The organism is Burkholderia sp. AcTa6-5 (assembly GCF_017815075.1).
GTDB classification, from domain to species: Bacteria; Pseudomonadota; Gammaproteobacteria; order Burkholderiales; family Burkholderiaceae; genus Burkholderia; species Burkholderia sola.
Window position 1 is genome coordinate 168469 of the sequence record NZ_JAGIQE010000009.1, and the last position, 26223, is coordinate 194691.

The window sequence follows — 26223 nt, forward strand, 5'->3', positions numbered from 1 at the left end:
CCGACGGACGGCGTCACGACGCCGCTATTTTCAAATTGACACCAAAAACGGCCGTTTAACGCCGATTCGAATCGTCCTGGCCCGAAATATACTGCCCGCGCATCCAATTCCTCGTGCCAAAGAGAGGATGCGTTTCCGCCCCGGCCACGGACCCCCTGTGGTCGGGGCTTTTTTCCTGTTGCGCGTCGAGTCACGCCCCACACACGCCGCATTATTGACATGAAATCAAGATAATTTCGTCCGGATGCGGCTTTTTCCGCAAAAGTAATGCAGGCACACTTCGGGCTGTCCTCAATGGCTTCGTGCCGTTGTCCCCCGCTTACAGGAGCCCGCCGCGTGAACCCCACGACTTCCTCTCCGTCCCGTCCGGGCGGCAGCGCCGCGCTGCCGCTGCTGGCGCTCGCCGCCGGCGCGTTCGGCATCGGCACCACCGAGTTCTCGCCGATGGGCCTGCTGCCCGTGATCGCCGACGGCGTGCACGTGTCGATTCCGCAAGCCGGCATGCTGATCAGCGCATATGCGATCGGCGTGATGGTCGGCGCGCCGCTGATGACGCTGCTGCTCGCGCGCTGGTCGCGCCGCTCCGCGCTGATCGCGCTGATGTCGATCTTCACGATCGGCAACCTGCTGTCGGCCGCCGCACCGGACTACACGACGCTGCTGCTCGCCCGCCTCGTGACGAGCCTCAACCACGGCGCGTTCTTCGGGCTCGGCTCGGTGGTCGCGGCGAGCCTCGTGCCGCGCGACAAGCAGGCCAGCGCGGTCGCGACGATGTTCATGGGGCTGACGATCGCGAACGTCGGCGGCGTGCCGGCCGCGACCTGGCTCGGCCAGATGATCGGCTGGCGCATGTCGTTCGCGGCGACCGCGGGCCTCGGCCTGGTCGCGATCGCCGGCCTGTTCGCCGCGCTGCCGAAGGGCGAAGCCGGCAAGATGCCGGACCTGCGCGCCGAACTCTCCGTGCTCACGCGCCCGGTCGTGCTCGGCGCGCTCGCGACGACGGTGCTCGGCGCCGGCGCGATGTTCACGCTCTATACGTACGTCGCGCCAACGCTCGCCCACCTGACGGGCGCCACGCCCGGCTTCGTGACCGCGATGCTCGTGCTGATCGGCGTCGGCTTCTCGATCGGCAACATCGCGGGCGGGCGCCTCGCCGACCGCTCGCTCGACGGTACGCTGATCGGCTTCCTGTTGCTGCTGATCGCGACGATGGCCGCGTTCCCGCTGCTCGCCGCGACCCACGCGGGCGCCGCCGTCACGCTGCTGGTCTGGGGGATCGCGACGTTCGCGGTCGTGCCGCCGCTGCAGATGCGCGTGATGCGCGCGGCCCATGAAGCGCCGGGCCTCGCGTCGGCCGTCAACATCGGCGCGTTCAACCTCGGCAACGCGGTCGGCGCCGCCGCCGGCGGTGCGGCGATCTCGGCCGGGTTCGGCTACGCGGCGGTGCCGCTCGTCGGCGCGCTGATCGCCGCCGCCGGGCTCGCCCTCGTCATGCTGCAGGTCACGCAGCGCCGCCGCTCGCCGGCCACCGCGAATTCGTAAGCGCGGGGAAGCCCGGACTACCGGGAACCGTCCGCACGCATTTTTACGGCCGCGCCATGCGGCCGTTGTCGTTTCCGGCGCGCGGTCCGGTTCCGACGGCCCGATCAGCGTCCCGCGGCGAACCCGCCGAAGAACGCGCGCGCGTTCGCCTCGAGACTCTCGAGGTGATAGCCGCCTTCCTGCACGATCACCGTCGGCAACCCGAGCGCGCCGATCGCGCGGCCGAGCCGGCCGAACCCGTCGGTCGTGACCGCGACCTGCGATTGCGGATCGTCCTTGTAGATGTCGAAGCCGAGCGCGAGCACGAGCGCATCGGGCTGGAACCGCGCGAGCGCGCGCAGCGCGTCGTCGAGCCGCGCGAAGAACGTCGACTCCGGCGCGCCGTGCGGCATCGGCAGGTTGAGGTTGAAGCCGTCGCCGGCGCCCGCGCCCGTCTCTTCCTCGTAGCCCGCGACGACCGGGTAGAAGTTGGTCGGGTCGCCGTGAATCGATACGTACAGCACATCGTCGCGGCCGTAGAAAATCTCCTGCACGCCCTGCCCGTGATGCATGTCGGTATCGAGGATCGCGACGCGGCGATGGCGGCCGAGCAGCGCCTGCGCGGCGATCGCCGCATTGTTCAGGTAGCAGAAGCCGCCGGCCGCGTCGCGGCGCGCATGATGGCCGGGCGGCCGGCACAGCGCGTAGGCTTCGCGTGCGCCGTCGTTGACGTCGGCCGCCGCGGCCAGCGCGCCCTGCGCGGACCAGTACGCCGCGCGCCACGTGTTCGCGCCGACCGGGCAACTGCCGTCGGCGAGATAGCGCGCGGCTTTCGCGAGCACGCCGCGCAACGGGTTCGGATCGCGCACGAACACGTTCGACATCACTTCGTCGCCCCAGTCGTCGGGCATCTGCTTCCAGTCGCGGTGCGCGTCCTCGAGAAAGCGCAGGTAGTTCATGTCGTGCACGGCCGCGATCGGCGCGGTGCCGCGGTCGGCCGGCTCGCGCACGTCGAAGTCGAGCGACCGGACGGCCGCGACGAGCCGCGCCGCGCGCTCGGGCACTTCCTGCGGTTCGCGCATCTGGCCGCGCGACAGGTAGCTGCGCGGATGGTGCAGCAGTTGTTCGGGATGGAAATAGGTTTTCATCGTAGTCCTCGTCGATTCGCCGGATCAGGCGCCGTGCGCGGCGGCCGCCGCGTCGATGCGCGCCGCGATGCCCGCGCGCGCGAGCACCGCATGGAGCAGCACGTTCGCGCCGCGCGTCACGTCGTCGGGCAACGCATCCTCGGCTTCGTTGTGCGACAGGCCGTCGACGCACGGAATGAACACCATCGCGGTCGGGAAACGACGCGCGAGCAGGATCGCATCGTGGCCGGCGCCGCTCACGATCCGCTCGTGCGTGTAGCCGAACGCGGCCGCGGCCTGCGCCACCAGCCCCACGCAATCGCGATCGAACGGCGTCGCCGGGCTGCGCCAGCATGTGTCGATCGCCACTTGCACGCCGCGCGCGGCGGCGATGCGGGCGCACGCCTCGCGCAGGTCGCGCTCCATCGCATCGACTTCGGCATCGTCGTGATGACGCAGGTCGACCGTGAACGTCAGCTCGCCGGCAATCGTGTTGCGCGATGCGTGGCGGATGCCGACCTGCCCGATCGTCGCGAGCCCGCGCGGTGCATAAGCGGCGACGATCCGTTCGAGTTCGAGCGCGATCTGCGCACTCGCGAAATACGCGTCCTTGCGATACGGCATCGGCGTCGTGCCGGCGTGCGCGGCCACGCCCGTCACCGTCACGTCGAGCCAGCGGATCGCCTGCCCGCCCGTGACGATGCCGATCGTCGTGCCGTTCGCCTCGAGCACGGGCCCTTGTTCGATATGCGCCTCGAAATACGCGTCGACCGCACCGCCCGCTGCGCGCGTGCCGCGATAGCCGCATGCGTCGAGCGCCGCACCGAGCGTGACACCGTCGGCGTCCCGCTTCGCGAGCGCGTCGTCGAGCGGCAGCGCGCCGGTGAACACGGCCGACCCGAGCATCGCCGGCGCGAAGCGCGCGCCTTCCTCGTTGGTCCACGACACGATCTCGAGCGGCTTGTCGGTCGCGATGCCCGCGTCGTTCAGCGTGCGCACGAGTTCGAGCGCGGCGAGCACGCCGTAGACGCCGTCGAAGCGGCCGCCTTCCGGCTGCGTGTCGAGATGGCTGCCGATCAGCACGGGAGCCGCCTGCGCATCGGCGCCGTCGCGACGCGCGAACAGGTTGCCGACCGCATCGACGCTCACCGTCAGCCCCGCGTCGCGGCACCACTGCGCGAACAGGTCGCGCCCGCGCCGGTCGTCATCGGTGAGCGCGACACGCCGCACGCCGCCGCGCGGCGTCGCGCCGACGCGCGCCATGTCGGCCAGGCTCTGCCACAGGCGGGCGCCGTCGATTTCCAGCAGGTCGTTCATTGGGATTCCGGATCGATTCGTTCGTTGAGGTTCAATGCGAGCCGAGCGCTTCGGCGGCGGCCGGCTGCGCGGCGCGGCGCGCGTCGAGCGCGACGATGCAGAGCAGCGAGATGCCGGCGAGACACGTGTAGAACACCGCAAGCGGCCACCACTGGCCCGTGAAGCGATGCGCGAGCCACGTGCCGACGAGCGGCGTCAGGCCGCCCGCGATCGCGCCGCAAATCTGGTAAGCGAGCGAGATCGCCGAATAGCGCACGTGGGCGGGAAACACGTCGCTGACGAAGCCCGCGATCACCGAATAGAAGCCGGCCATGCAGACGACGGCGAGCGCGATGCCGGCGATCAGCGACGCCGACGTGCCGCCCTGCACGAGCATGAACATCGGATACGGCGACAGCATCGCGAGCAGCGCCGCGAGCTTCAGGAAGCGTGCGCCGCCGATGCGCTCGGCGATCCACGCGGCGAGCGGCTGCGCGAAGAACTGGATGATCGCGACCGCGAACAGGCTGTCGAGGATCAGCGAGCGCGACACGCCGACGTACTGCGTCGTGTACGCAATCATGAACGTGTTCGTGAAATAGACGCCCGCGATGCCGATCGTGTTCGCGCCGATGCAGAGCAGCACGAGCCCCGACGCGGAACGGAACACTTCCGCGACCGGCAGCTTCACCGTGCGGTTCGCTTCCTTGACCCGCGCGAACTCCGGCGACTCGTTCACGCCGAGCCGGATCAGGATGCCGACCACGAGCAGCACCGAACTCGCGAGAAACGGCAGGCGCCAGCCCCACGCGAGGAAGTCGGCCTTGTCCATCGACGTGACCGCGCGGAATGCGATCAGCGACAGGATCAGCCCGGCCGGGCTGCCGAGCTGCGCGAACGATGCGAAAAACGTGCGGCGCCCCTGCGGCGCATGCTCGCCCGCCATCAGCACCGCGCCGCCCCATTCGCCGCCGACCGCGATCCCCTGCACGACCCGCAGCGCGACGAGCAGCACCGGCGCGAGGACGCCGACCTTCGAATAGGCGGGCAGCAGCCCGACGCAGACGGTCGCGACGCCCATCATCATCAACGTCGTCATCAGCGCCTTCTTTCGGCCGATGCGGTCGCCGAGATGGCCGAAGATCACGCCGCCGAGCGGACGCGCGAAGAAGCCGACCGCGAACGTCGCGAACGACGCCATCGTGCTGACGAACGGGTCGTGCGACGGGAAATAGAGTTCGCCGAACACGAGCGCGGCCGCGGTCGCGTAGATGTAGAAGTCGTACCACTCGATCATCGTGCCGATGAACGCGGCCGTCGCGGCGCGTGCCGGCTGGCGGGCGGAAGGAAGGGACTGAGTCATGCGGGCTCCTGACGCGCGCCGCGGCGGAGCGGCACGCACTATCGTGAGGACGGCCGTCTGTCGCGGCCTCGCGCCGCACGCTGCGGCGCCCCTCCTTTATCGGTGGCCGCAAATCATTAGTCAAATTTCAAGTTATTATTCTCTATATAAATTCAACTAATGCCTGCCGCCGCCTGCCCGGAGACCCGATGCGCCCCGACCTCGCCCCGTTCCTCAACGATCGCCTCGACTGGAACCTGCTGCGCACCTATCTGGTGATCATGCAGGAGCGCAGCGTGAGCCGCGCGGCCGCGCGCCTGCACGTCACGCAGCCGGCCGTGAGCCAGGCGCTGCGGCGGCTCGAGGAGACGCTCGAGCGCCGGCTGATCGAGCGGCGCGGCGCGCACTTCGCGCCGACGCCGGCCGGCGAAGCCGTGTACCGGATCGCGAGCGACATCTACGGCGGCATCTCGCGCCTCGAAACCGAAATCGACGACAGCACCGCCGACCTGACCGGCTCGATCCGGCTGCTGACGGTGAGCCGCATCGAATCGCCCGTCTACGACGAATTCCTCGCGGATTTCCATCGCGCGTATCCGCGTATCGATCTGCAGATCGAAGTGATGCGTTCGTCGGACATCCTGTCGTCGCTGCTGCAGAAGACGGCCACGGCCGGGCTCGGCCTGTGCCGCACGCCGCACGACAAGCTGGAGATGCGCTGCTTCCTGCGCCAGCGCTATGCGATCTACTGCGGCCGCCATCACCGGCTGTTCGGGCAGACGCAATTGCGGATGGACGATCTGCTCGCGGAGAATTTCGTGTCGTTCACGAGCGACCAGATCGGCGACAGCCTGTCGCCGCTCACCGTGTTTCGCGACCAGAAGGGCTTCACGGGGCGCATCGTCGCGTCGTCGCCGAGCCTCGACGAAGTGCGGCGGCTGATCTTCGCGGGCTATGGCATCGGCTGCCTGCCCGAGCACATCGTACGTGACGACATCGCGCAGCAACGGCTGTGGCGGTTGCCGCCCGACGATGGGCTCGTCGATGTCGACGTGTTCCTGCTGTGGCATCGCGACCGCAAGATGAATGCGGCGGAGCATGCGTTTCTCGACGCGATGGAGCGCTGCATGCAGCGCTACTCGCTCGCGGAGCGGCTGGGGAAATGATGACGCGGGTGCGCCCGATGCACGCGCCGGGCGCACGCGGCCCGGCGCATCGCGTGCGTCAGAAGCGATGCACGATGCCGAGCTGCACGCCGCGCGCATTCGCGCCCGGGTACGCGAGCGGCAGGCCGGGGTTCGCCGCGCCGGCAAGCGTGTAGTCGGCCTGGTTGCGGTTGCGCAGGTACGACAGCGCGCCGTAGAAGCTCGTGCGCTTCGACAGGTCGTACTCGTACATCAGTCCGAGCTGGTCCGCGTTATTGCGTTGCGACGACTGGTCGTGCAGGTACGCGTAGCCGAGCGCGATAGCGTTCGCCGGGTTGATCTGATATTTGACCGACAGCCCGTACACGCGCGAATCGATTCCGAGGTCGGCCCACTTCACCGCGGAGAACCCGCCATACACGGTGGCCTTGCCGATTGCGTACGATGCGCCGGCCATGATCGTGCGATCCGTCGTGGTCGCCGCGGCGTTCTTCAACCACTGGCCCGCGACGAATGCGCCGAACGGGCCGTGTTCGTAGGTCAGGTCGAACTGCCGGCTGGAGCCGGCCGAGCGCACGCCGCCCGCGTCGCCGAACCCGAAGTACAGCCCGCCCTGGAAACCGGCTATCTCCGGGCTCTGGTACGACAGCGTATTGCTCGTGCGGAATGCGAACACGGTCAGGTTGTCCATGCCGGACGCCTGCGTGACGCCGCCGAACGCATCCTGCCCGCCCTGGTCGTTGAACAGCGGCGAATTCTGCCGGCCCGCGCGCACCTTGCCCCACTGCCCCGCGATGCCGACCCACGCCTGCCGGTTGAACATCGTGCCGGCGCTCGCGAGCGAGCCGTCATTCGGGTTGAAGCCGTTTTCCAGCGCGAACTCGATCTTCTGGCCGCCGCCGATCTCTTCGCCGCCCTTCAGCCCGAACCGGCTGCCCCACTGGCCGCCCGAGTTGATCGCGGCCGTATAGCCGTTGCCCGTGTTCACGTATTGCGCGAATTCGTCGATCACGCCGTACAGCGTGACGCCGTCCTGCGCGAGCGCGGCGTCCGAACCGGCGACGCAAGCGGCCGCGACGGCCATCCGAAGACCGGCATGCACCGGTCGCGCCCAGGAACGATGTCCTCGTGCGTTCATTTTATTAGTCCTGCTATTCAATGAAAGGAGAATGGAACGACGCCGGGCACGATGGTCCACCATGCCGGCATCGCGGATAACGAAGAGGATGTGCGGTGCGATTGCCGGTCGCGCCGATTCGGCGCGTCGGGCCGCTCAGGCCGGCGGCAGACCGGCCCGACGAACGACGTGATACGTCGGTGTCAGACCTCGCCGCGTTCGAGCGGCAGGATCAGGCGTTCGGGAATGCTGCGTCGCGACGCGCGGGCGCCGACGTAATACAGCACGGCCGGCACGACGAGGCCGAGGATCCACGAGATGTCGGTGCCGCCGAGCGCATCGACGAGCGGCCCCGTGTAGATGTGCGTCGACATGAACGGCAGTTGCACCAGGATGCCGACCACGTAGATCGTGATCGCCATCACGTTCCAGCGACCGTAGCGGCCGTCGGGATCGGACAGCGCCGGCACGTCGTAGCGCGAACGCGTGAAGCAGTAGTAATCGACCAGGTTGATCGCGCTCCACGGCGTGAAGAACGCGAGCAGGAACAGGATGAACGCGGTGAATTCCTTCAGGAACGAATGACGGCCCGCGAGCGCGATCAGCGTCGATACGCAGATCATCCCGAAGATGTACACGAGGCGGCTCTTCGACGATACCGCGCCCTTGCCGCGAAAGCCGCTGACGATCGTCGCCATCGACATGAAGCTGCCGTACGCGTTGAGCGCAGTCACCGTGACCTTGCCGAACGCGATGCTGAAGTACAGCAGCGCGGCCACGGCGCCCGTCGAGCCGAGGCCGACGATGTACGACACCTCATGGTGCGCGAACTGGCTGCCGGCCAGCGCGGCCGCGAACACGCCGAACACCATCGCCGCCTGCGCGCCAATTACCGAACCGAGGCCGACCGCGAGAAACGTCGCCACCGACGACGTCGAACGCGGCAGGTAGCGCGAATAGTCGGCCACGTACGGGCCGAACGCGATCTGCCACGACGCGGACAGCGACATCGCGAGCAGGAAGCTCGCGAGCGAGAAATGCTTGTTCGCGAGCAGCGCGCCGACGTCGTGGTTCGCGAACAGCTGCGCGAACATGTAGACGAACGCGACGATGCCGACCACGCTCGCGATCCGGCCGACGAAGTGGATCGCGCGATAGCCGAACACGGTCAGCACGACGATCACGGCCGCGAACAGCAGGATGCCGGCCGCGTCGTCGACGTGCAGCAGTTGCGCGACGGCCTGCCCGGCCAGCACCGAGCCGCTCGCGGAAAAGCCGATGTACATCAGGCACACGAGCACGATCGGGATCATCGCGCCATACACGCCGAACTGCACGCGGCTCGAGATCATCTGCGGCAGCCCGAGCTGCGGCCCCTGCGCGCCGTGCAGCGCCATCACCGCGCCGCCGACGAGCTGGCCGAGCAGCAGCGCGACCAGCGACCAGAACACGTCGCCGCCGAGCACGACCGCGAGCGCGCCCGTGACGATGGCCGTGATCTGCATGTTCGCCGACAGCCACAGCGTGAACTGGCTCAGCAGGCCGCCGTGGCGCTCGGCGTCGGGAATGAAGTCGATCGAGCGTACCTCGATCAGTCCGCCGGCTTTTCCACTGGAATTCGTTGACACGGGTCAATCTCCAAAATACTCAGGACCACACAGGGTTTGAACAGGACAGGAAGCTGCGAGCCGCCCTTTCGGCTCGACGGATGCGGGGCGCCGTGGATCGCCGGCATGCGCCACGCACGCACGGTCTGCACGCTGGCGCGCAAGCGGCACGACGTGTGCCGACATTGCCAGCGGATGATCTTGTATATACAACTTGCGAGATATCGGTGATTACCCGGAATCAATCGATTTTCGAAATCGTCCGAGAGATCCGTGCACGTCCGGGCGATTTCGCCGCAAGTCTGGCTTTGGAAAAATGAAAGGTCAGGCGCTGGATGAAATGACTGCCGGGATGGACATCGTGCACGCCGCGCTCGCCGAGCAGTTCGGCACGCTCGACGGAAACGCAGACGAATGGCCGGACGGGCGCACCCGCCCGCGCCGTATCAGACCAGTTGGTCGGATGCGACGACCTGCACGCCCGGCCGTGCGTCGATTGCCGCGTCGAGCAACGCGCGCGCAATCCGCGACGCGGGATTCACGCGCCACTTCGCCGGCAGCACCGGCGCGGCGGCGCTCAGCGCGAACGCGAACAGCCGCTCGCCGAACCGGAACTCGTCGCGGCTGCCGCCGATCAGGCCCGGCCGCACGTAAGTGAGCGAATCGAACCCGACGCCGGCGAGCGCCTGCTCGACCTCGCCCTTCACGCGGTTGTAGAAGATGCGCGACGCAGCATCGGCGCCGAGTGCGGAATTCAGCACGTAGGTCGACGTGCCGTGCCGGTGCGCGAGCCGCGCGACCGCGAGCGGATAGTCGTGATCGACGCGCCGGAAGGCCGCCTGCGAGCCGGCGGCCCGCATCGTGGTGCCGAGCGTGCAGATCACGGCATCCGCGTGCCACCAATCGCCCGTGTCGGGCAGATGGTCGAAATCGACCTCCAGTGCGCGCATCTTCGGATGCGGCGTCAACGGCCGGCGCGCGAGGACGATCACCTGGTCGACCCGCGCATCGGCCAGCGCGACGTCGAGAACGTGGCGCCCGACGAGTCCGGTCGCGCCGACGAGCAGCAGTTTCATGTCCCGTGCTTCCGTGTGGAGCCTGCGTTGGCGGACCCGAAGCGGCCCGGTTTCCGGCTATCGACATGATCGTCGGCTGACGCGGCGCCGACAACCCTCCGCTCGTCTCGAAAAATTACGGCGCTGTCGGGTGCGGTCCCGCGCGACCGAATGTCGACTGAAACAACATGACGTTCATCAGACGCCGCAAGCGCCGCCGATACGTGCGTGACGTACCGGCGGCGCCCCGTCAGGCAATTACGTCAGACATGCAGCGCATGTCCGAGCGCGCGCAACGCCGCTTCCTGCAGCGCCTCGCCGAGCGTCGGATGCGCGTGAATCGTGTCGCCGATGTCCTCCAGCCGCGCGCCCATCTCCAGCGACTGCGAGAACGCCGCGGCCAGCTCCGACACCCCGCGCCCGACCGCCTGCCAGCCGACGATCAGGTGATTGTCGCGCCGCGCGACGACGCGCACGAATCCGTCGGTCGCCTGCAACGTCATCGCCCGCCCGTTCGCGGCGAACGGGAACGACGCGCTCAGGCAATCGACGCCAGCCGTGTGTGCATCGTCCGGCGACCAGCCGGCCGTCACGATCTCGGGATCGGTGAAGCACACGGCCGGGATCGACGCGGGCGTGAATTCGCGACGCCGGCCCGCGATCAGCTCGGCCACCATCTCGCCTTGCGCCATCGCGCGATGCGCGAGCATCGGCTCGCCCGCGACGTCGCCGATCGCCCAGACATTGCGCATCGACGTGCGGCATTCGTCGTCGATCCGCAGCGCGCGGCCGTTGCGATCGAGCATCAGCGTCTCGAGCCCGAACCCGTCGACGCGCGGCCGACGGCCCACGGCGACCAGCACGCGGTCGGCCGGCAACGTCTGCTCGGCGCCATCGGCTGCCTGCACGCGCACCGCGCCGTGCGCGTCCAGCCCGAGCACCTTGTGGCCGAGCCACAGCCGCACGCCGAGCCGCGCGAGCGAATCGGCCACCGGCCGCACGAGTTCGGCATCGTACGCAGGCAGCACGCGCTCGGCCGCTTCGACGACGCTGACGTCGACGCCGAGCTTCCGATAGACGGTCCCGAGTTCGAGCCCGATATAGCCGGCCCCGACGACGACCAGCCGCTTCGGCAGCGTCGCGGGCGACAGCGCGTCGGTGGACGACACGACGTGCCCGCCGAACGGCATCGACGGCAGCTCGACCGGTTCGGAACCGGTCGCGAGCAGCAGGTGTTCGCAACCGATCCGCACCGTATGGCCGCCGCCGACGACTTCGACGGTCTTGCCGTCGATCACGCGCGCTTCGCCGTGCAGCACGCGCACGCCGTTCTTCTTGAGCAGCGTGCCGACGCCGCGCGTCAGACGATCGACGATGCCATCCTTCCATGCGACGCTTCTCGCGATGTCGATCTCGGGCGTGCGCACGCGGATGCCGAGCGCGCCTTCGCCGGCATGACCGCACGCCTGTTCGAACGCGTCGGCCACGTGGATCAGCGCCTTCGACGGAATGCAGCCGATGTTCAGGCAGGTGCCGCCGAGCCGGTCGCGTTCGACGAGCACGGTCGGAATGCCGAGCTGGCCCGCGCGGATCGCGGCGACGTAGCCGCCCGGGCCGCCGCCGATGACGAGCAGTGTGGTGTGTTCGTTCTTCATCGGCTCACTCCACGAACAGCAGCGCCGGGCGTTCGAGCACCGCGCGCACGGCCTGGATGAATTCGGCCGCGTCCGCGCCGTCGACGACGCGATGATCGAACGACGACGACAGGTTCATCATCTTGCGCGCGACGATCGCGCCGTCGCGGATCATCGGCCGCTCGACGATCCGGTTCACGCCGACGATGCCCACTTCCGGATGATTGATCACGGGCGTCGACACGATGCCGCCGAGCGCGCCGAGGCTCGAGATCGTGATCGTCGACCCGCTCAGCTCGTCGCGGTGCGCGCGGTTCGCGCGCACCGCGTCGGCGAGCCGCGCGATTTCGGCGGAGATCGACCACACGTCGCGCGCTTCCGCATGACGCAGCACGGGCACCGTAAGGCCGCCGTCCGTCTGCGTCGCGACACCCATGTGCACCGCGCCGTAGCGCGTGACGACGCCCGCTTCGTCGTCGAAGCGCGCGTTGATCTGCGGGAAGTCGCGCAGCGCGATCACCATCGCGCGGATCAGCAGCGGCAACGGCGTGAGCTTGCCGCGCGTGTCGCCGTGGCGGCGGTTCAGTTCCGTGCGCAACGATTCGAGTTCGGTCACGTCGATTTCCTCGACGTAGCTGAAGTGCGGAATGCGGCGCTTCGCTTCCTGCATCTTGCGCGCGATCGCGCGCCGCAAGCCGATCACCGGCACGTCGGTTTCGTCGTGGCGTTCGTTGTAACCGCGCGGTTGCGCCCCTCGCGCCGAACCGCCGCCGGTGCGCGCATACGCATCGAGATCCTCATGCAGGATCCGCCCGGCTTCGCCGGTGCCGCGCACGTAGCGCAGCTCGATGCCCATGTCCCATGCACGCTGGCGCACGGCCGGCGACGCGAGCGGCCGTTCGCCCGGCGCAAGCGCCGCGCGCGGCTGCGCGGCCGGTTCGTCGCGGCGCGGTTTCGCCGGTGCGCGATGCGCGGCGGGCTGCACCGGCGGCTCGGCCGGCACGTCCGCCACCGGCTTCGCCGGCGCCGCCGCCGCGACCGGTGCGGTTGCTACCTTTGCTTCCCGCACCGGTGCCGCGGCCTTCAGGTTGCCGTCGCCTTCGACTTCCAGCCGAATCAGCTCGCTGCCGACCGCCATCATCTCGCCGATCCGGCCGCCCAGTTCGATCACCTTGCCCGTCACCGGCGACGGAATCTCGACCGCCGCCTTGTCGGTCATCACGTCGGCGAGCGGCTGGTCTTCGTTGATCGTCTGCCCGACTTCCACATGCCAGGCCACCAGCTCGACCTCGGCGATCCCTTCGCCGATATCCGGCATCTTGATGACATGAATCCCCATCTCACGCCTCCATCACGCGTCGCAACGCTTCACCGACCCGGGTGGGCCCCGGAAAGTACGCCCATTCCTGCGCATGCGGATACGGGGTGTCCCAGCCCGTCGTGCGCTCGACCGGCGCTTCGAGGTGGTAGAAGCAGTGTTCCTGGACCAGCGACACGAGCTCCGCGCCATAGCCGCAGGTGCGCGTCGCCTCGTGCACCACGACGCAACGCCCGGTCTTGCGCACCGACGCGACGACCGTGTCGAGATCGAGCGGCCACAGCGTGCGCAGATCGATCACTTCCGCGTCGATGCCCGTCTCCTCGGCCGCGGCGAGCGACACGTGCACCGTCGTGCCGTACGTCAGCACCGTCACGTCGTTGCCGGGCCGCACGACGGCGGCCGTATCGAGCGGCACCGTGTAGTAGCCTTCCGGCACCGCGCTCGCCGGATGCTTGAGCCACGACGTGACGGGCCGTTCGTGATGGCCGTCGAACGGCCCGTTGTACAGCCGTTTCGGTTCGAGGAAGATCACCGGATCGTCGTTCTCGATCGACGCGATCAGCAGCCCTTTCGCGTCGTACGGATTCGACGGCATCACCGTGCGCAGCCCGCACACCTGCGTAAACATCGCTTCCGGGCTCTGGCTGTGCGTCTGCCCGCCGTAGATGCCGCCGCCGCACGGCATCCGGATCGTCATCGGCGCGGTGAACTGGCCGGCCGAGCGATAGCGCAGCCGCGCGCCTTCCGACACGATCTGGTCGGATGCCGGGTAGAAATAGTCGGCGAACTGGATCTCGCAGACGGGCCGCAATCCGTACGCGCCCATCCCGACCGCCGCGCCGACGATCCCGCCTTCGGAGATCGGCGCATCGAACACGCGCGATTTCCCGTATTTGTTCTGCAGTCCTTCGGTACAGCGGAACACGCCGCCGAAATAGCCGACGTCCTGCCCGAACACGATCACATCGCTGTCGCGCCCGAGCATCACGTCCATCGCGGAGCGCAGCGCCTGGATCATCGTCATCGGCTGCGTGGCCGTCCCTGTCTCGTGTTGCGCCATGATCACGCTCCCAGTTCCTGGCGCTGACGGCGCAGGTGCGCGGGCAGCTCCCTGTAGACGTCGTCGAACATCGAGGCCGGCGACGGAATCCGGTCGTCGGCCAGCGTCCCGTATTTCTCCGCTTCCTTCTGCGCGGCGATCACCTCGGCCTCGAGCTCGGCCGTCAACGCGTCGTGCGCGCCGTCCGACCAGATGCCCTTCACGATCAGGTGACGCTTGAAGCGCTCGATCGGATCGCCGAGCGGGAAATGGGACCAGTCGTCGCTCGGCCGGTACTTGGTCGGATCGTCCGACGTCGAATGCGCGCCCGCACGGTAGGTCACCCACTCGATCAGCGTCGGGCCGAGGTTGCGACGCGCGCGTTCGGCGGCCCAGCTGGAGGCCGCGTAGATCGCGAGGAAGTCGTTGCCGTCGACGCGCAGCGACGCGATCCCGCAGCCGACGCCGCGCCCGGCGAACGTCGTGCCCTCGCCGCCCGCGATCGCCTGGAACGTCGAGATCGCCCACTGGTTGTTGACCACGTTCAGCACGACCGGCGCGCGGTACACGTGCGCGAACGTGAGCGCGGTGTGGAAATCGGCTTCGGCCGTCGCGCCGTCGCCGATCCACGCGGACGCGATCTTCGTGTCGCCCTTGATCGCCGACGCCATCGCCCAGCCAACCGCCTGGATGAACTGCGTCGCGAGGTTGCCGGAAATGGAGAAGAAGCCGGCTTCGCGGTCCGAGTACATCACCGGAAGCTGGCGCCCCTTCAGCGGATCGCCTTCGTTCGACATCAGCTGGCAGATCATCCGCTCGAGCGGCACGTCGCGCGCGATCAGGATGCTTTGCTGCCGGTAGGTCGGAAAGCACATGTCGCCGTCGCGCAGCGCCATCGCGTGCGCGGTGCCGATCGCCTCTTCGCCGAGGCTCAACATGTAAAAGGAGATTTTCTTCTGACGCTGCGCGATCATCATGCGCGCGTCGAAAATGCGGGTCTTGAGCATCGCGCGCAGCCCGGCGATCAGCCGTGCATCGTCGAGATCGGGGGCCCACGGGCCGACGGCCTTGCCGCTGTCGTCGAGCACGCGCACGAGGCTGCGGGCGAGATTGGCGGTGTCTGCCGCGGCAACGTCGATCGGCGGGCGGCGGACGGCGCCGGCCGGCGATAGATGCAGGTAGGAAAAGTCCGTCTTGCAGCCCGGGCGCCCGGTGGGCTCCGGCACATGCAGACGCAATGGCTCTGACAGGCTCATCGTGTCGTCTCCACGCTCGATTGTGTCTCACGCTGTTTGGGAACGCGCGGGCCGGTTGCCGGCCTGCGCGCGAGCTGACGCGCGGATAAGCACGTCAACCTTGGAAATCTATGCCTTGCCGCGACGGGCGTCGATGCCCAAGCCGCTCGTTCGTCGTGAGCAGATTTGCCATGGTGGCGATCGGCGAAGGATGGGTTTGCTGCAGCGCATCGTCGCTGGGCTGGCGGCGACGACGAGCGGGCATCGAGGGACGGACGGACCGGTGTCGTCCCGATCATGTGAGGGTACGAAGCAAAAGACCCCGCGAAATCCTGGATCGTCGCGAGGTCTTTCGTCGGATGCGGGCGCTCGTGCGCCCGGTTGCCGGCTTACTGCGGCGTGCGATCGATCACGCGTCGGGACGGAACAGATCGAAGCGACTGTCGGGCGTCACGTGTACATAGGCCGACGGTCCGCCCGCACGAAGAATGATGCCCGCGCCGAACGTGTCGAAGATGCCGTCCTTCAGCAGGTCATGGCGGATATGGACCGCGACGACCTCACCCAGCACGAGCGTGGCCGGCGTCTCGACGCCGTGGTGATCGCGCAGCCGGATCACGTCGGTCACCTTGCATTCGAAGTTCACGCCGCTTTCCGCGACGCGCGGCACGTCGACGAGGCGCGACGGCACCGCGGTCAAGCCGCCGAGTTCGAACTCGTTCACGTCGTACGGCACGGCGGCGCAGGTCTGGTTCATCCGCTCGGCCAGATCGCGCGTCGCGAGGTTCCACACGAACTCGCCGGTCTCCTGCACGTTGCGCACGCTGTCCTTCGCGGCGGTGCTCGAAAAGCCGATGATCGGCGGCCGATAGTTGAACGCGTTGGAGAAGCTGTACGGCGCGAGGTTCAGCGTGCCGTCGCTGCCGCGGGATGAAATCCAGCCGATCGGGCGTGGGCCGATGATCGCGTTCAACGGGTCGTGCGGCAGGCCGTGGCCTTGCGACGGCTCGTAATAGTGATGGGTCGATTCGGTCATGACGGATGGGATTGCGAGAGGTAAACGAGAGGAAGGCTGTCGGCGGGACGCGTTGGCCGGTGGCGACGCAAGCGTCCGGTGCGACGTGCGTGCCAGTATCACATGGCGCGGTTTTCGGCGCAGTCAAGCGCATCGTGGGCGGCGCGGACGCGCCGCTGCATGTGCGTGCGCCAAATAAAAAACCCGCGAGCGCTGCATTTCTCGCGGGTTTTTTACGCCTTCGTCGAATCGAATCGCGTCGACGCAATCGATGGTGCCGGGGACCGGACTCGAACCGGCAAGCCAGTTAAGGCGGCGGATTTTCGTCACACTGCTTCTTTCAAAGCCGGCGGCGCGTACGCGAGCCGTTCGTGCGCTGGACTATGCCTTCACCGTCGCGCGCGGGCGTGACCGCTGCCCGTGCGCCTTAGGCGCCCCCCGTCTAGTCTCTACACCTTCCTCGCGGATGCCGCGAGGCTTGGCTCGGCGTTGCCTCGATGCGCACATCAGGGGTTTCGCCGAATTTGAAGGGTTCTGCACCGACCGTTTCCGGCCGGGCACTCAATCGTTTAAGTCCGCTATGTTTACCAATTTCATCACCCCGGCAAGAGGGCGGACGCGATTCTACCATTGCTTGGCGCATGCGTTCCCTTATTCCGCCGTGCCGCATCGCGACACCGGCCGTCATCGCATCGCTTCTTCCTCAGCGTTCGACGCCGATACGACACCGACACCACACGGCCCGCCGATTTCGTCCCGCCCCGCGACCTGCCCCGATACAATCGACCGCGCGTCGTCCCACGGCCCCAACGGTCTGACGTTTGTATCGTGCTTCTCGCGAAACAAGCGTCGCGTGCGTCATCGCGAAGTCACAAACGTTTTCGATAATTCCCCGGCCGAAAACGTTTACATCGCATGACTTCATGACCTCGACCATCAAGGACGTCGCCGCCCTCGCGGGCTTCTCGATCGCCACCGTTTCGCGTGCGATCAACGCGCCGCATACCGTCAGCCCCGCCACGCTGCAGACGATCCGCACCGCCATCGACACGCTGCAGTTCCGCCCGAGCCCGCTCGGCCGGCAATTGCGCGGCGAGCGCACGCGGCTCGTCGGCGTCGTCGTGCCGACGCTGTCGAATCCGGTGTTCGCCGACTGCCTGCAAGGCATCGACGAACTCGCGACCGCGGCCGGTTTCAAGCTGATCCTGATGACGACCGAATACGACGCGGCGCGCGAGCGTCATGCGATCGAGACGCTGCGCGAGCAGCGCGTCGAAGGGCTGATCCTCACCGTCGCCGATGCGGACACGCACCCGCTGCTCGACATGCTCGACCGCGACGGCCCGCATTACGTGCTGATGCACAACGACACGCAGCGCCGTCCATCGGTGTCGGTCGACAACCGCCGCGCCGCGTATGACGGCGTGCAACGGCTGACCGCGCACGGCCATCGCCGCGTGCTGATGCTGGCCGGTTCGCTCGCCGCGTCGGATCGCGCGCGCCAGCGTCATCTCGGTTATGCGCAGGCGCTCGAGGAAGTCGGCGTGGCGCCGCTGCCGCCCGTCGAAGTCGACTTCAACGCGCCCGAGCTGCCCGATGCGGTGCTCGCGCATCTCACCGCGCACGCCACGCGACCGACCGCGCTGTTCTGCGGCAACGACCTGCTCGCGATGGTCGTGATGCGCGGCCTGCGCCGCGCGGGTTTCTCGATTCCCGACGACCTGTCGGTGCTCGGCTTCGACGGGATCGCGATCGGCGAGCTGCTTGCGCCGCCGCTCGCGAGCGTCGCGACGCCGAACCGCGACATCGGCCGCCACGCGTGGCAGCGTCTCGTCGAATGCATCGGCGGCGCGCCGATCGACCGCACGTCGACGATCCTGCCGCATGCGGTGCGCGACGGCGCGACGATTGCTCCGCCCGCCACCGACCTGCAACTGCGCAACGCCTGATCGCAACACGCACGCGCGACGCAACCGATCACCCCGTACCACACCACTCGCCCGGAGATTCACCGTGTCCTTTCGCCTGACCTCGCTGCTGCGCACGCTTGCCGCGCCGCTCGCCCTTGCCGCGCTCGTCGCCGGCGCCCCCGCTGCCCACGCCGACGAAACCGCGATCTGCTACAACTGCCCGCCCGAATGGGCCGACTGGGCCGCGCAGATCGCCGCGATCAAGCAGAAGACCGGCATCCGCGTGCCGTCCGACAACAAGAACTCGGGCCAGGCGATCGCGCAGCTGATCGCCGAGCAGAAGAGCCCGGTGGCCGACGTCGTCTACCTCGGCGTGTCGTCGGCATTCCAGGCGAAGGACAAGGGCGTGATCGCGCCGTACAAACCCGCGCACTGGAACGACATCCCCGCGAACCTGAAGGACCCGCAAGGCTACTGGTTCGCGATCCACTCGGGCACGCTCGGCTTCTTCGTGAACAAGGACGCGCTCGACGGCAAGCCGGTGCCGCGTTCGTGGGCCGACCTGCTGAAGCCCGAATACAAGGGCATGGTCGGCTATCTCGATCCGTCGAGCGCGTTCGTCGGCTATGCGGGCGCGGTCGCCGTCAACCAGGCGCTCGGCGGCAGCCTCGACAACTTCAAGCCGGGCCTCGACTGGTTCCGCAAGCTCAAGGCCAACGCGCCGATCGTGCCGAAGCAAACGGCCTATGCACGCGTGCTGTCCGGCGAGATTCCGATCCTGCTCGACTACGACTTCGACGCGTATCGCGCGAAATACAAGGACAACGCGAACGTCGAGTTCGTGATTCCGAAGGAAGGCACGATCGCGGTGCCGTACGTGATGAGCCTCGTGAAGGGCGCGCCGCACGACGCGAACGGCAAGAAGGTGCTCGACTTCGTGCTGTCGGACGAAGGCCAGAAGCTGTGGGCCAATGCCTACCTGCGCCCGGTGCGTGCGCAGACGCTCGGCGCCGACATCGCCGCGAAGTTCCTGCCGGCGAGCGAATACGCGCGGGCGAAACCGGTCGATTTCGGCAAGATGGCGGCCGGCCAGCAGGCGTTCGGCCAGCAGTACCTGCAGATCATGCAGTAAGCCGCGGGACGCAACCGATGCTCGACCTGACTTTTCCGCTGCGCTGGCGCATCGCGCTCGTCGCGCCGGCGCTGGCGGTATTCGCCGCGTTCTGGTTGCTGCCGATGGCGTCGCTCGTGCAGGTGTCCGCCGACGGCGCCTTCTTCTCGCACTACGCGGCACTGCTCGGCAATGCGCGCTACATGAAGAGCCTCGGCGAGACGGTGGCGCTGTCCGCGGGCGTCACGCTCGCGACGCTCGCGCTGTCGACGATCTCCGGCCTGCTGCTCGCGCGCCGCGAATTCGCCGGCAAGCGCGTGCTGCTCGCGCTGCTCACGTTTCCGCTCGCGTTCCCGGGCGTCGTCGTCGGCTTCATGGTGATCATGCTCGCCGGGCGCCAGGGGCTGATCGGCATGCTGTCGGCGAAACTCACCGGCGACAAGTTCGTGTTCGCGTATTCGGTGGCCGGCCTGTTCATCGGCTACCTGTATTTCTCGATTCCGCGCGTGATCGTCACCGTGATCGCGGCCGCGTCGAAGCTCGACGCATCGCTCGAGGAAGCCGCGCGTTCGCTCGGCGCGTCGCCGTGGCGCATCTTCGTCGACATCGTGCTGCCCGCGCTCGCGCCGGGCCTGGTCGCGGCCGGCGCGATCTGCTTCGCGACCGCGATGGGCGCGTTCGGCACCGCGTTCACGCTCGCCACCGACCTGAACGTGCTGCCGATGACGATCTATACCGAGTTCACGCTGAACGCGAACATCGCGACGGCGGCCGGCCTGTCGATCGTGCTCGGCATCGTCACCTGGGCCGTGCTCGCGCTCGCGCGCCGCTTCACCGGTCACACCGCCGCCGCCGCGGCCTGAGGATTTACGCATGCAATCGCTTTCCGGCTCTTCCGCACCGTCGCCGGCACCCGCTCCAGCGCCGCTGCACGCGACACGCGCCGCCCGGCATGCGCCGCGCGTCGCCGGCGCACGTGCGATCGCCGCGCTGCAATGGGGCGTCACGCTGCTGCTGTGCGCGTTCCTGATCGTGCCCGTCGTGATGTCGGTACTCGCGGGGCTGACCGTCAACTATTTCCGCGGCCTGTCGAGCGGCCTCACGCTGCGCTGGCTAGAGCAGGTGTGGCAGCAGTATCACGGCTCGGTCGCGCTGTCGCTCTACGTCGCGTTCGCGACGCTCGCGATCGTGCTCGCGGTCGGCGTGCCGGCCGGCTATGCGCTCGCGCGCAGCAAGCGCCGCATCGCGCGTGCGATCGAGGAAGCGCTCGTGCTGCCGGTCGCGCTGCCGGGGCTGGCTTCGGCGCTCGCGCTGCTGGTCGTGTACGGCGGCTTCACCGCGTTCCGGATGAGCCTGTGGTTCATCGTCGTCGGCCACGTCGTGTTCACGCTGCCGTTCATGGTGCGCGCGGTCGCGGCCGTCGCGGCCGGCGCCGACCTGCGCACGCTCGAGGAAGGCGCGGCGAGCCTCGGCGCATCGTTCGTCACGCGCTTCGTCACGATCGTGCTGCCGAACCTGCGGCCGGGCATCGTCGCCGGTGCGCTCGCGGTGCTCACGCTGTCGATCGGCGAGTTCAACCTCACGTGGATGCTGCATACGCCCGACACCAAGACGCTGCCGGTCGGGCTCGCCGATACCTATGCATCGCTGCGCCTCGAAGTCGGCAGCGCGTACACGATCCTGTTCCTGCTGATGACGCTGCCGCTGCTCGTCGCGATGCAGTGGCTCGGCGTCGATCCGTCCGGTACGCGCGCGCTGAAGAAGCGCCCGCGCTGAAATTTTCGCAGAAATGAAACTCGATTCCACTCCCATTACCCTGACCGGCTGCGCGAAGACGTTCCGCGGCACACGCGTGCTCGAACCGCTCGACCTGTCGATCGGCGCCGGCGAAACGCTCGTGCTGCTCGGGCCGTCCGGCTGCGGCAAGACGACCACGCTGCGCCTGATCGCGGGACTCGACACGCCGGACGCCGGCGGCACGATCGCGTTCGGCGACGACGACGTCACCGCACTGCCGATCGAACGCCGGCAAGTCGGCATGGTGTTCCAGAACTACGCGCTGTTTCCGAACCTGACGGTGCGCGGCAACGTCGGCTACGGGCTGAAGATCCGCAAGACCGAACCGCGTACGCTGCGCGAGCGCGTCGACGAACTGCTCGCGATGATGCGGCTCGATGCGCATGCGGACAAGCCGGTCGATCAACTGTCGGGCGGCCAGCGGCAGCGCGTCGCGCTGGCGCGTGCGCTCGCGGTGCGCCCGCGCGTGCTGCTGCTCGACGAACCGCTGACCGCGCTCGACGCGAAGCTGCGCGACGTGCTGCGTCGCGACATGAACGCGCTGCTGCGCGAGCTCGGCGTGACGACCGTCTACGTGACGCACGACCAGGCCGAAGCGATGGAGCTCGGCGACCGGATCGTCGTGATGGGCGCGGGCCACATCGAGCAGATCGGCACGCCGCGCGAGATCTACTACCAGCCCGCGAACCGCACGGTCGCGCAGTTCATCGGCACGCTGAACCGGCTCGCGGGCCAGTGGCGCGACGGCGCGCTCGAAACGACGGGCGGCGCGATCGCCACGCCGCATGCGGCCGACGAATGGTTCTTCCGCCCCGAGGATGCGCAGCTCGCCGATCCTGCGCATGCATCGCTGCGCGGTGCGGTCGGTGCGTGCGCGTTCCTCGGCGAACGCACGCGGCTCACGATCGAGCATGCGGCGCCCGACGCGCTCGTGATCGACGTGCCGGGCCGCGTCGCGCTTGCGCGCGGCACGGCGGTCGGCCTCACGATCGCGCCGGAAGGCTTGATCGCGCTCGGCGCGTAAGCCGTCGATCGGGCATCATCCAGGCAGCACCCCACGCGGCGCCCGCCGCCGCGACAACAACCAGACGATTCCGAGGAACGACGATGCTGCTTGCTCAAATCAGCGATCTCCACATCAAGCGGCCGGGCCAGCTCGCGTACCGGCGCGTCGACACGGCGGCCGCGCTCGCGCGCTGTATCGAGAAACTGAACGCCCTCGTGCCGCGCCCCGACGCCGTGCTCGTCACCGGCGACCTGACCGACTTCGGCCACGACGAAGAGTACGGCAACCTGCGCGAGCTGCTCGACGCGCTCGAGATTCCGTATTACCTGATGATCGGCAATCACGACGACCGCGCCGGTTTGCGCCGCGCATTCGCCGATCGCGCCGAGTTGCAGGACGGCGAATTCGTGCAGTACGCGCTCGACGTCGGCGCGGTGCGCGTGCTCGCGCTCGATTCGCAGGTGCCGGGCGCGAGCCACGGCGACCTGTGCGACGCCCGGCTCGCGTGGCTCGCCGCGCAGCTCGACGCCGCGCGCGACCGGCCGGTGATCGTCGCGCTGCATCACCCGCCGTTTGTGTCCGGCATCGGGCACATGGACAAGCTGCGTCTCGCGCCCGCCGCCGCCGCGAAACTCGGTGCTCTGCTGCGCGGCCATCCGAACGTCGAGCGCGTGCTGTGCGGTCACGTGCACCGCACGATGTTCACGCGCTTCGGCGGCACGCTCGCGTGCGCGGTGCCGTCGCCCGCGCATCAGGTCGCCTTCGACTTGCGGGTTGATGGGCCGTCCGCATTCCGGCTCGAACCGCCGGCGTTCGCGGTCCATCGTCATGCGCCCGATACGGGGATGACGTCGCATCACGTCTATGTGGACGAAGGCGCCGGACCGTATCCGTTCTACGAGCCGACGGGCGAGCTGGTCGACTGACGACGTGAAGCGCGTGCCGTGACGGGGGCGGCCGGCCGGTTGTGCCCGTTATACCGGTTATGCGGCCGGCAGGATTCGCGTCGCTCCGGTATGATCGGCAGCCTCGACCGGCGCCCGGCCTGACTGCGCACCCGACGCGTGCGCCGCTGCCGCGCCGCCCCACTCCGTCGCCGCCGCCATGTCCACTGCCTCGACCGACCGTCCGACCGACACCCCCTCGCCCCACTACTCGCGCGGCCTGCTGTTGCTGCTTGCGACGATCGCGGGCGTATCGGTCGCGAACATCTACTACAACCAGCCGCTGCTCGACAGCTTCCGCTCGTCCTTCCCCGACAGCGCGTCATGGATCGGCGTGGTGCCGACCGCGACGCAGCTCGGCTATGCGGCCGGCATGTTCCTGCTCGCGCCGCTCGGCGACCGCTTCGATCGCCGCGGGCTGATCCTGCTGCAGATCGCCGCGCTGTCGATCGCGCTGATCGCGGCGGCCGCCGCGCCGTCGCTCGTCGTACTCGCACTCGCGAGCCTCGCGATCGGCATCCTCGCGACCATCGCGCAGCAGGCCGTGCCGTTCGCCGCCGAAATCGCGCCGCCGGCCGAACGCGGCCACGCGGTCGGCACCGTGATGAGCGGCCTGCTGCTCGGCATCCTGCTCGCGCGTACCGCCGCCGGCTTCGTCGCCGAGTATTTCGGCTGGCGCGCGGTGTTCGCCGCGTCGGTCGCGGCGCTCGTCGCGCTCGCCGGCGTGATCGTGCTGCGGCTGCCGCGCAGCTCGCCGACGTCGACGCTGTCATACGGCAAGCTGCTCGGCTCGATGTGGCATCTGGCCGTCGAGTTGCGCGGGCTGCGCGAGGCGTCGCTCACGGGCGCCGCGCTGTTCGCGGCGTTCAGCGCATTCTGGCCGGTGCTCACGCTGCTGCTCGCCGGCGCGCCGTTCCATCTCGGCCCGCAGGCCGCCGGCCTGTTCGGGATCGTCGGGGCCGCGGGCGCGCTCGCCGCGCCGTATGCAGGCCGCTTTGCGGACACCCGCGGCCCGCGCGCGATCATCTCGCTCGCGATCGCGCTGCTCGCGCTATCGTTCGTGATCTTCGCGCTGTCGGGTTCGAGCCTCGTCGGTCTCGTGATCGGCGTGATCGTGCTCGACGTGGGCGTACAGGCCGCGCAGATCTCGAACCAGTCGCGCATCTATGCGCTGAAGCCCGACGCACGCAGCCGCGTGAACACGGTGTACATGGTGTGCTATTTCATCGGCGGCGCGCTCGGCTCGTCGGCCGGCGTCGCCGCATGGCGCGCGTTCGGCTGGACCGGCATGTGCGCGGCCGGCCTGCTGTTTACCGCGCTCGCCGGCTGGTCCCACCATCGCGGCGGCAGGCGCGGCTGAGCACGACCGGCCACCGCGGCGTCACGCGTCGGTGCGCGACGCGGCCGGCTCCGCGGCGACGGGCGGCGGCGCGAACGCCGGGGCCGGGTCGATCACCGCGGCGGGATCCATCACTGCCGCGGGCGTTGGCACCGCGAGCGGGACGGCGGAAGGCGCGAGGATCGGCGCCGCCTCCTGCGTGGCGACCGGCTCGGCGACAGGCGAACCGTCCGCCGTCACCGCCTGCTCGGCCGCCATGGCCGGCGAACCGGCAGCAGCGGCCGCCGCGGGCCGGCGCGCCGGGTCGAACACGAACGACAATCCGACGCTGCCGAGGATCGCGACGGTCGCGACGACGGTCGCCATCGTCACCGGTTCGCCCAGCAGCAGTGCGCCCAGCGCGACCGCGACGATCGGGTTTACGTACATGCAGCTGCTCGCGATGATCGGGCTCGTGTGGCGGATCAGGTAGCCGTACGCAACGTACGCGGCCATCGTGCAGAACACCATCAGGTACACGAACGCGAACACCGGCCCGACGGCCAGTTGTTCGACGCGTTCGCCGAGCAGCCACGCGACGATCGTCGACATCAGGCCGCCGAGGCCGATCTGCAGCGACGTCGACAGGAACAGGTCCGACGGCAGCTTGAGCCGCGTCGCGAGATGCGCGCCGCCCGCCCAGAACAGCGCGCCGGCCAGCACGCAGATCGTGCCGAGCGCCGAGTTCGCGGCGGCCGCGCCGCCCGAATTCAGCACGACGATGCCGACCATCCCGAGCGCGACGGCCGCCCATTCGCCCTTCGTCACCGGCCGCCCGGCCACCGCCGCGATCACGGTCGCGAACAGCGGCACAGTGGCGACCATCACCGCGGCCGACCCGCTGCTGACCGTGCGCATGCCGAGCGCGATCGTGCCGGACGACAGCGCGACGAGCATCGTGCCGACGATCGCCGAGTTGCGGATTTCCAGCAGCGTCGGCCATTCGGGCTTGCGCCGCAGCGCGAAGATGAACAGGCCGATCCCGCCGAGCAGGTTGCGCAACCCCGACAGCAGCAGCGGCGGGAACGACTGCAGCGCGAAATGCAGCCCGCTGTAGGTCGAGCCCCAGACGAAATAGATGAAGACGAGCGCGAGCGCCACACGGCCGCCGCGGCTTTGCGGCAGGCGGATCCGGAACGAAAAACGGGCGAGGAAATCGAGGAGGCGGTCGAGCGGCGTCATCGAGTCACCCGCTCGCACGTCACGCCGCGTGCTCCGCTGAAAGGCGCCGGCGATGCCGGCAAACGGTCCATGCGGGACCGGGAAGGCAGAGCGAACGTGCGGGACGACATGGCAGTGCGAACGGCGACGAAAGAGAACCGGCAAGCGGCGGCAAAAGGGCAAAAACGGGGCAAAAAAACGTGCGCAACCGCGCGGCTGCACACGCTCGGCATTATGGCATCAAGGATTCGAAAGCATCGTCAGACCTGTCTGAAAGATATCGACTGATGTTTCGGCGCGACATTTTTCGCGCGAAGGACGGGTGAAATGCGGGGCCGGATACGCGAGGGCGGATAACCGGCGCGTGGGCGACCCGCCTCGTCGCCATTCGCAGCCGTTGATCCAGCATCGGCCGGACGACCAGTCAAGTGCGCCGGCGCTTCGCGGCGCGTCTATCGTGAC

General features: G+C 68.6%; 21 protein-coding genes. 9 read left to right on the forward strand and 12 right to left on the reverse strand.

What is annotated here, in order from left to right; translation table 11 throughout:
- The first annotated feature begins 336 nt into the window (after positions 1-336).
- The gene (locus J8I33_RS14780) at positions 337-1542 is read left to right on the forward strand and encodes an MFS transporter (RefSeq protein ID WP_124557252.1); all 1206 of its coding nucleotides are present in this window, start codon (positions 337-339) and stop codon (positions 1540-1542) included.
- 104 nt (positions 1543-1646) lie between these two features.
- Here J8I33_RS14780 and J8I33_RS14785 read toward each other — a convergent pair whose 3' ends face one another.
- The 3 genes from J8I33_RS14785 to J8I33_RS14795 are packed head-to-tail and all read right to left on the reverse strand — an operon-like array spanning position 1647 to position 5307.
- Complete coding sequence (locus tag J8I33_RS14785; protein ID WP_124595349.1) at positions 1647-2669, reverse strand: histone deacetylase family protein; 1023 nt, start codon at positions 2667-2669, stop codon at positions 1647-1649.
- Between the two features lie 24 nt (positions 2670-2693).
- A complete protein-coding gene (locus J8I33_RS14790; RefSeq protein ID WP_209937388.1) occupies positions 2694-3965 on the reverse strand; it encodes a Zn-dependent hydrolase in 1272 nt (423 codons plus the stop codon).
- Positions 3966-3996: 31 nt separating this feature from the next.
- Positions 3997-5307: an MFS transporter gene (locus J8I33_RS14795; protein WP_050015149.1), complete on the reverse strand. Its 1311-nt coding sequence runs from the start codon at positions 5305-5307 to the stop codon at positions 3997-3999.
- Between the two features lie 188 nt (positions 5308-5495).
- Here J8I33_RS14795 and J8I33_RS14800 point away from each other — a divergent pair, with 188 nt between their 5' ends.
- On the forward strand, positions 5496-6452 hold the full coding sequence (locus tag J8I33_RS14800; RefSeq protein ID WP_050015147.1) for a LysR family transcriptional regulator: 957 nt from the start codon (positions 5496-5498) through the stop codon (positions 6450-6452).
- Positions 6453-6510: 58 nt separating this feature from the next.
- Here J8I33_RS14800 and J8I33_RS14805 read toward each other — a convergent pair whose 3' ends face one another.
- From J8I33_RS14805 to J8I33_RS14840, 8 genes are all read right to left on the reverse strand, one after another.
- Positions 6511-7569 carry a porin gene (locus J8I33_RS14805; protein ID WP_124655100.1) on the reverse strand — a complete coding sequence of 353 codons (1059 nt, stop codon included), beginning with the start codon at positions 7567-7569 and terminating at the stop codon, positions 6511-6513.
- 182 nt (positions 7570-7751) lie between these two features.
- Positions 7752-9176 carry a cytosine permease gene (locus J8I33_RS14810; protein WP_050015144.1) on the reverse strand — a complete coding sequence of 475 codons (1425 nt, stop codon included), beginning with the start codon at positions 9174-9176 and terminating at the stop codon, positions 7752-7754.
- Positions 9177-9601: 425 nt separating this feature from the next.
- The gene (locus J8I33_RS14815) at positions 9602-10231 is read right to left on the reverse strand and encodes an NAD(P)H-binding protein (protein ID WP_050015142.1); all 630 of its coding nucleotides are present in this window, start codon (positions 10229-10231) and stop codon (positions 9602-9604) included.
- A gap of 242 nt (positions 10232-10473) precedes the next feature.
- A complete protein-coding gene (gene lpdA / locus J8I33_RS14820) occupies positions 10474-11865 on the reverse strand; it encodes a dihydrolipoyl dehydrogenase (protein ID WP_050015140.1) in 1392 nt (463 codons plus the stop codon).
- A gap of 4 nt (positions 11866-11869) precedes the next feature.
- Positions 11870-13183 (reverse strand): dihydrolipoamide acetyltransferase family protein, encoded by a 1314-nt coding sequence (locus J8I33_RS14825; RefSeq protein ID WP_209927376.1) that lies wholly within the window; start codon positions 13181-13183, stop codon positions 11870-11872.
- Between the two features lies 1 nt (position 13184).
- Positions 13185-14225, reverse strand: coding sequence for an alpha-ketoacid dehydrogenase subunit beta (locus J8I33_RS14830; RefSeq protein WP_124629991.1), 1041 nt, complete (start codon positions 14223-14225; stop codon positions 13185-13187).
- Positions 14226-14227: 2 nt separating this feature from the next.
- Positions 14228-15460 carry a 3-methyl-2-oxobutanoate dehydrogenase (2-methylpropanoyl-transferring) subunit alpha gene (locus J8I33_RS14835; protein ID WP_209937395.1) on the reverse strand — a complete coding sequence of 411 codons (1233 nt, stop codon included), beginning with the start codon at positions 15458-15460 and terminating at the stop codon, positions 14228-14230.
- Between the two features lie 388 nt (positions 15461-15848).
- Positions 15849-16475, reverse strand: coding sequence for a flavin reductase family protein (locus J8I33_RS14840; RefSeq protein WP_209927375.1), 627 nt, complete (start codon positions 16473-16475; stop codon positions 15849-15851).
- 902 nt (positions 16476-17377) lie between these two features.
- Here J8I33_RS14840 and J8I33_RS14845 point away from each other — a divergent pair.
- The 7 genes from J8I33_RS14845 to J8I33_RS14875 all read left to right on the forward strand — a co-directional run bounded on the left by J8I33_RS14845 (position 17378) and on the right by J8I33_RS14875 (position 24582).
- The gene (locus tag J8I33_RS14845; RefSeq protein WP_089488304.1) at positions 17378-18403 is read left to right on the forward strand and encodes a substrate-binding domain-containing protein; all 1026 of its coding nucleotides are present in this window, start codon (positions 17378-17380) and stop codon (positions 18401-18403) included.
- Between the two features lie 64 nt (positions 18404-18467).
- On the forward strand, positions 18468-19496 hold the full coding sequence (locus tag J8I33_RS14850) for an ABC transporter substrate-binding protein (RefSeq protein ID WP_124629988.1): 1029 nt from the start codon (positions 18468-18470) through the stop codon (positions 19494-19496).
- 17 nt (positions 19497-19513) lie between these two features.
- Positions 19514-20338 (forward strand): ABC transporter permease, encoded by an 825-nt coding sequence (locus J8I33_RS14855; RefSeq protein ID WP_050015128.1) that lies wholly within the window; start codon positions 19514-19516, stop codon positions 20336-20338.
- A gap of 10 nt (positions 20339-20348) precedes the next feature.
- The gene (locus J8I33_RS14860; RefSeq protein ID WP_209937400.1) at positions 20349-21251 is read left to right on the forward strand and encodes an ABC transporter permease subunit; all 903 of its coding nucleotides are present in this window, start codon (positions 20349-20351) and stop codon (positions 21249-21251) included.
- Between the two features lie 13 nt (positions 21252-21264).
- On the forward strand, positions 21265-22296 hold the full coding sequence (locus J8I33_RS14865) for an ABC transporter ATP-binding protein (RefSeq protein ID WP_209937407.1): 1032 nt from the start codon (positions 21265-21267) through the stop codon (positions 22294-22296).
- 83 nt (positions 22297-22379) lie between these two features.
- On the forward strand, positions 22380-23204 hold the full coding sequence (locus tag J8I33_RS14870; RefSeq protein ID WP_209937414.1) for a phosphodiesterase: 825 nt from the start codon (positions 22380-22382) through the stop codon (positions 23202-23204).
- A gap of 178 nt (positions 23205-23382) precedes the next feature.
- Complete coding sequence (locus tag J8I33_RS14875; protein WP_124639064.1) at positions 23383-24582, forward strand: MFS transporter; 1200 nt, start codon at positions 23383-23385, stop codon at positions 24580-24582.
- A 21-nt stretch (positions 24583-24603) separates the two neighbouring features.
- Here the strand turns inward: J8I33_RS14875 and J8I33_RS14880 are convergent, their stop codons facing one another.
- On the reverse strand, positions 24604-25782 hold the full coding sequence (locus J8I33_RS14880) for an EamA family transporter (RefSeq protein ID WP_209937421.1): 1179 nt from the start codon (positions 25780-25782) through the stop codon (positions 24604-24606).
- Positions 25783-26223: the final 441 nt, after the last annotated feature.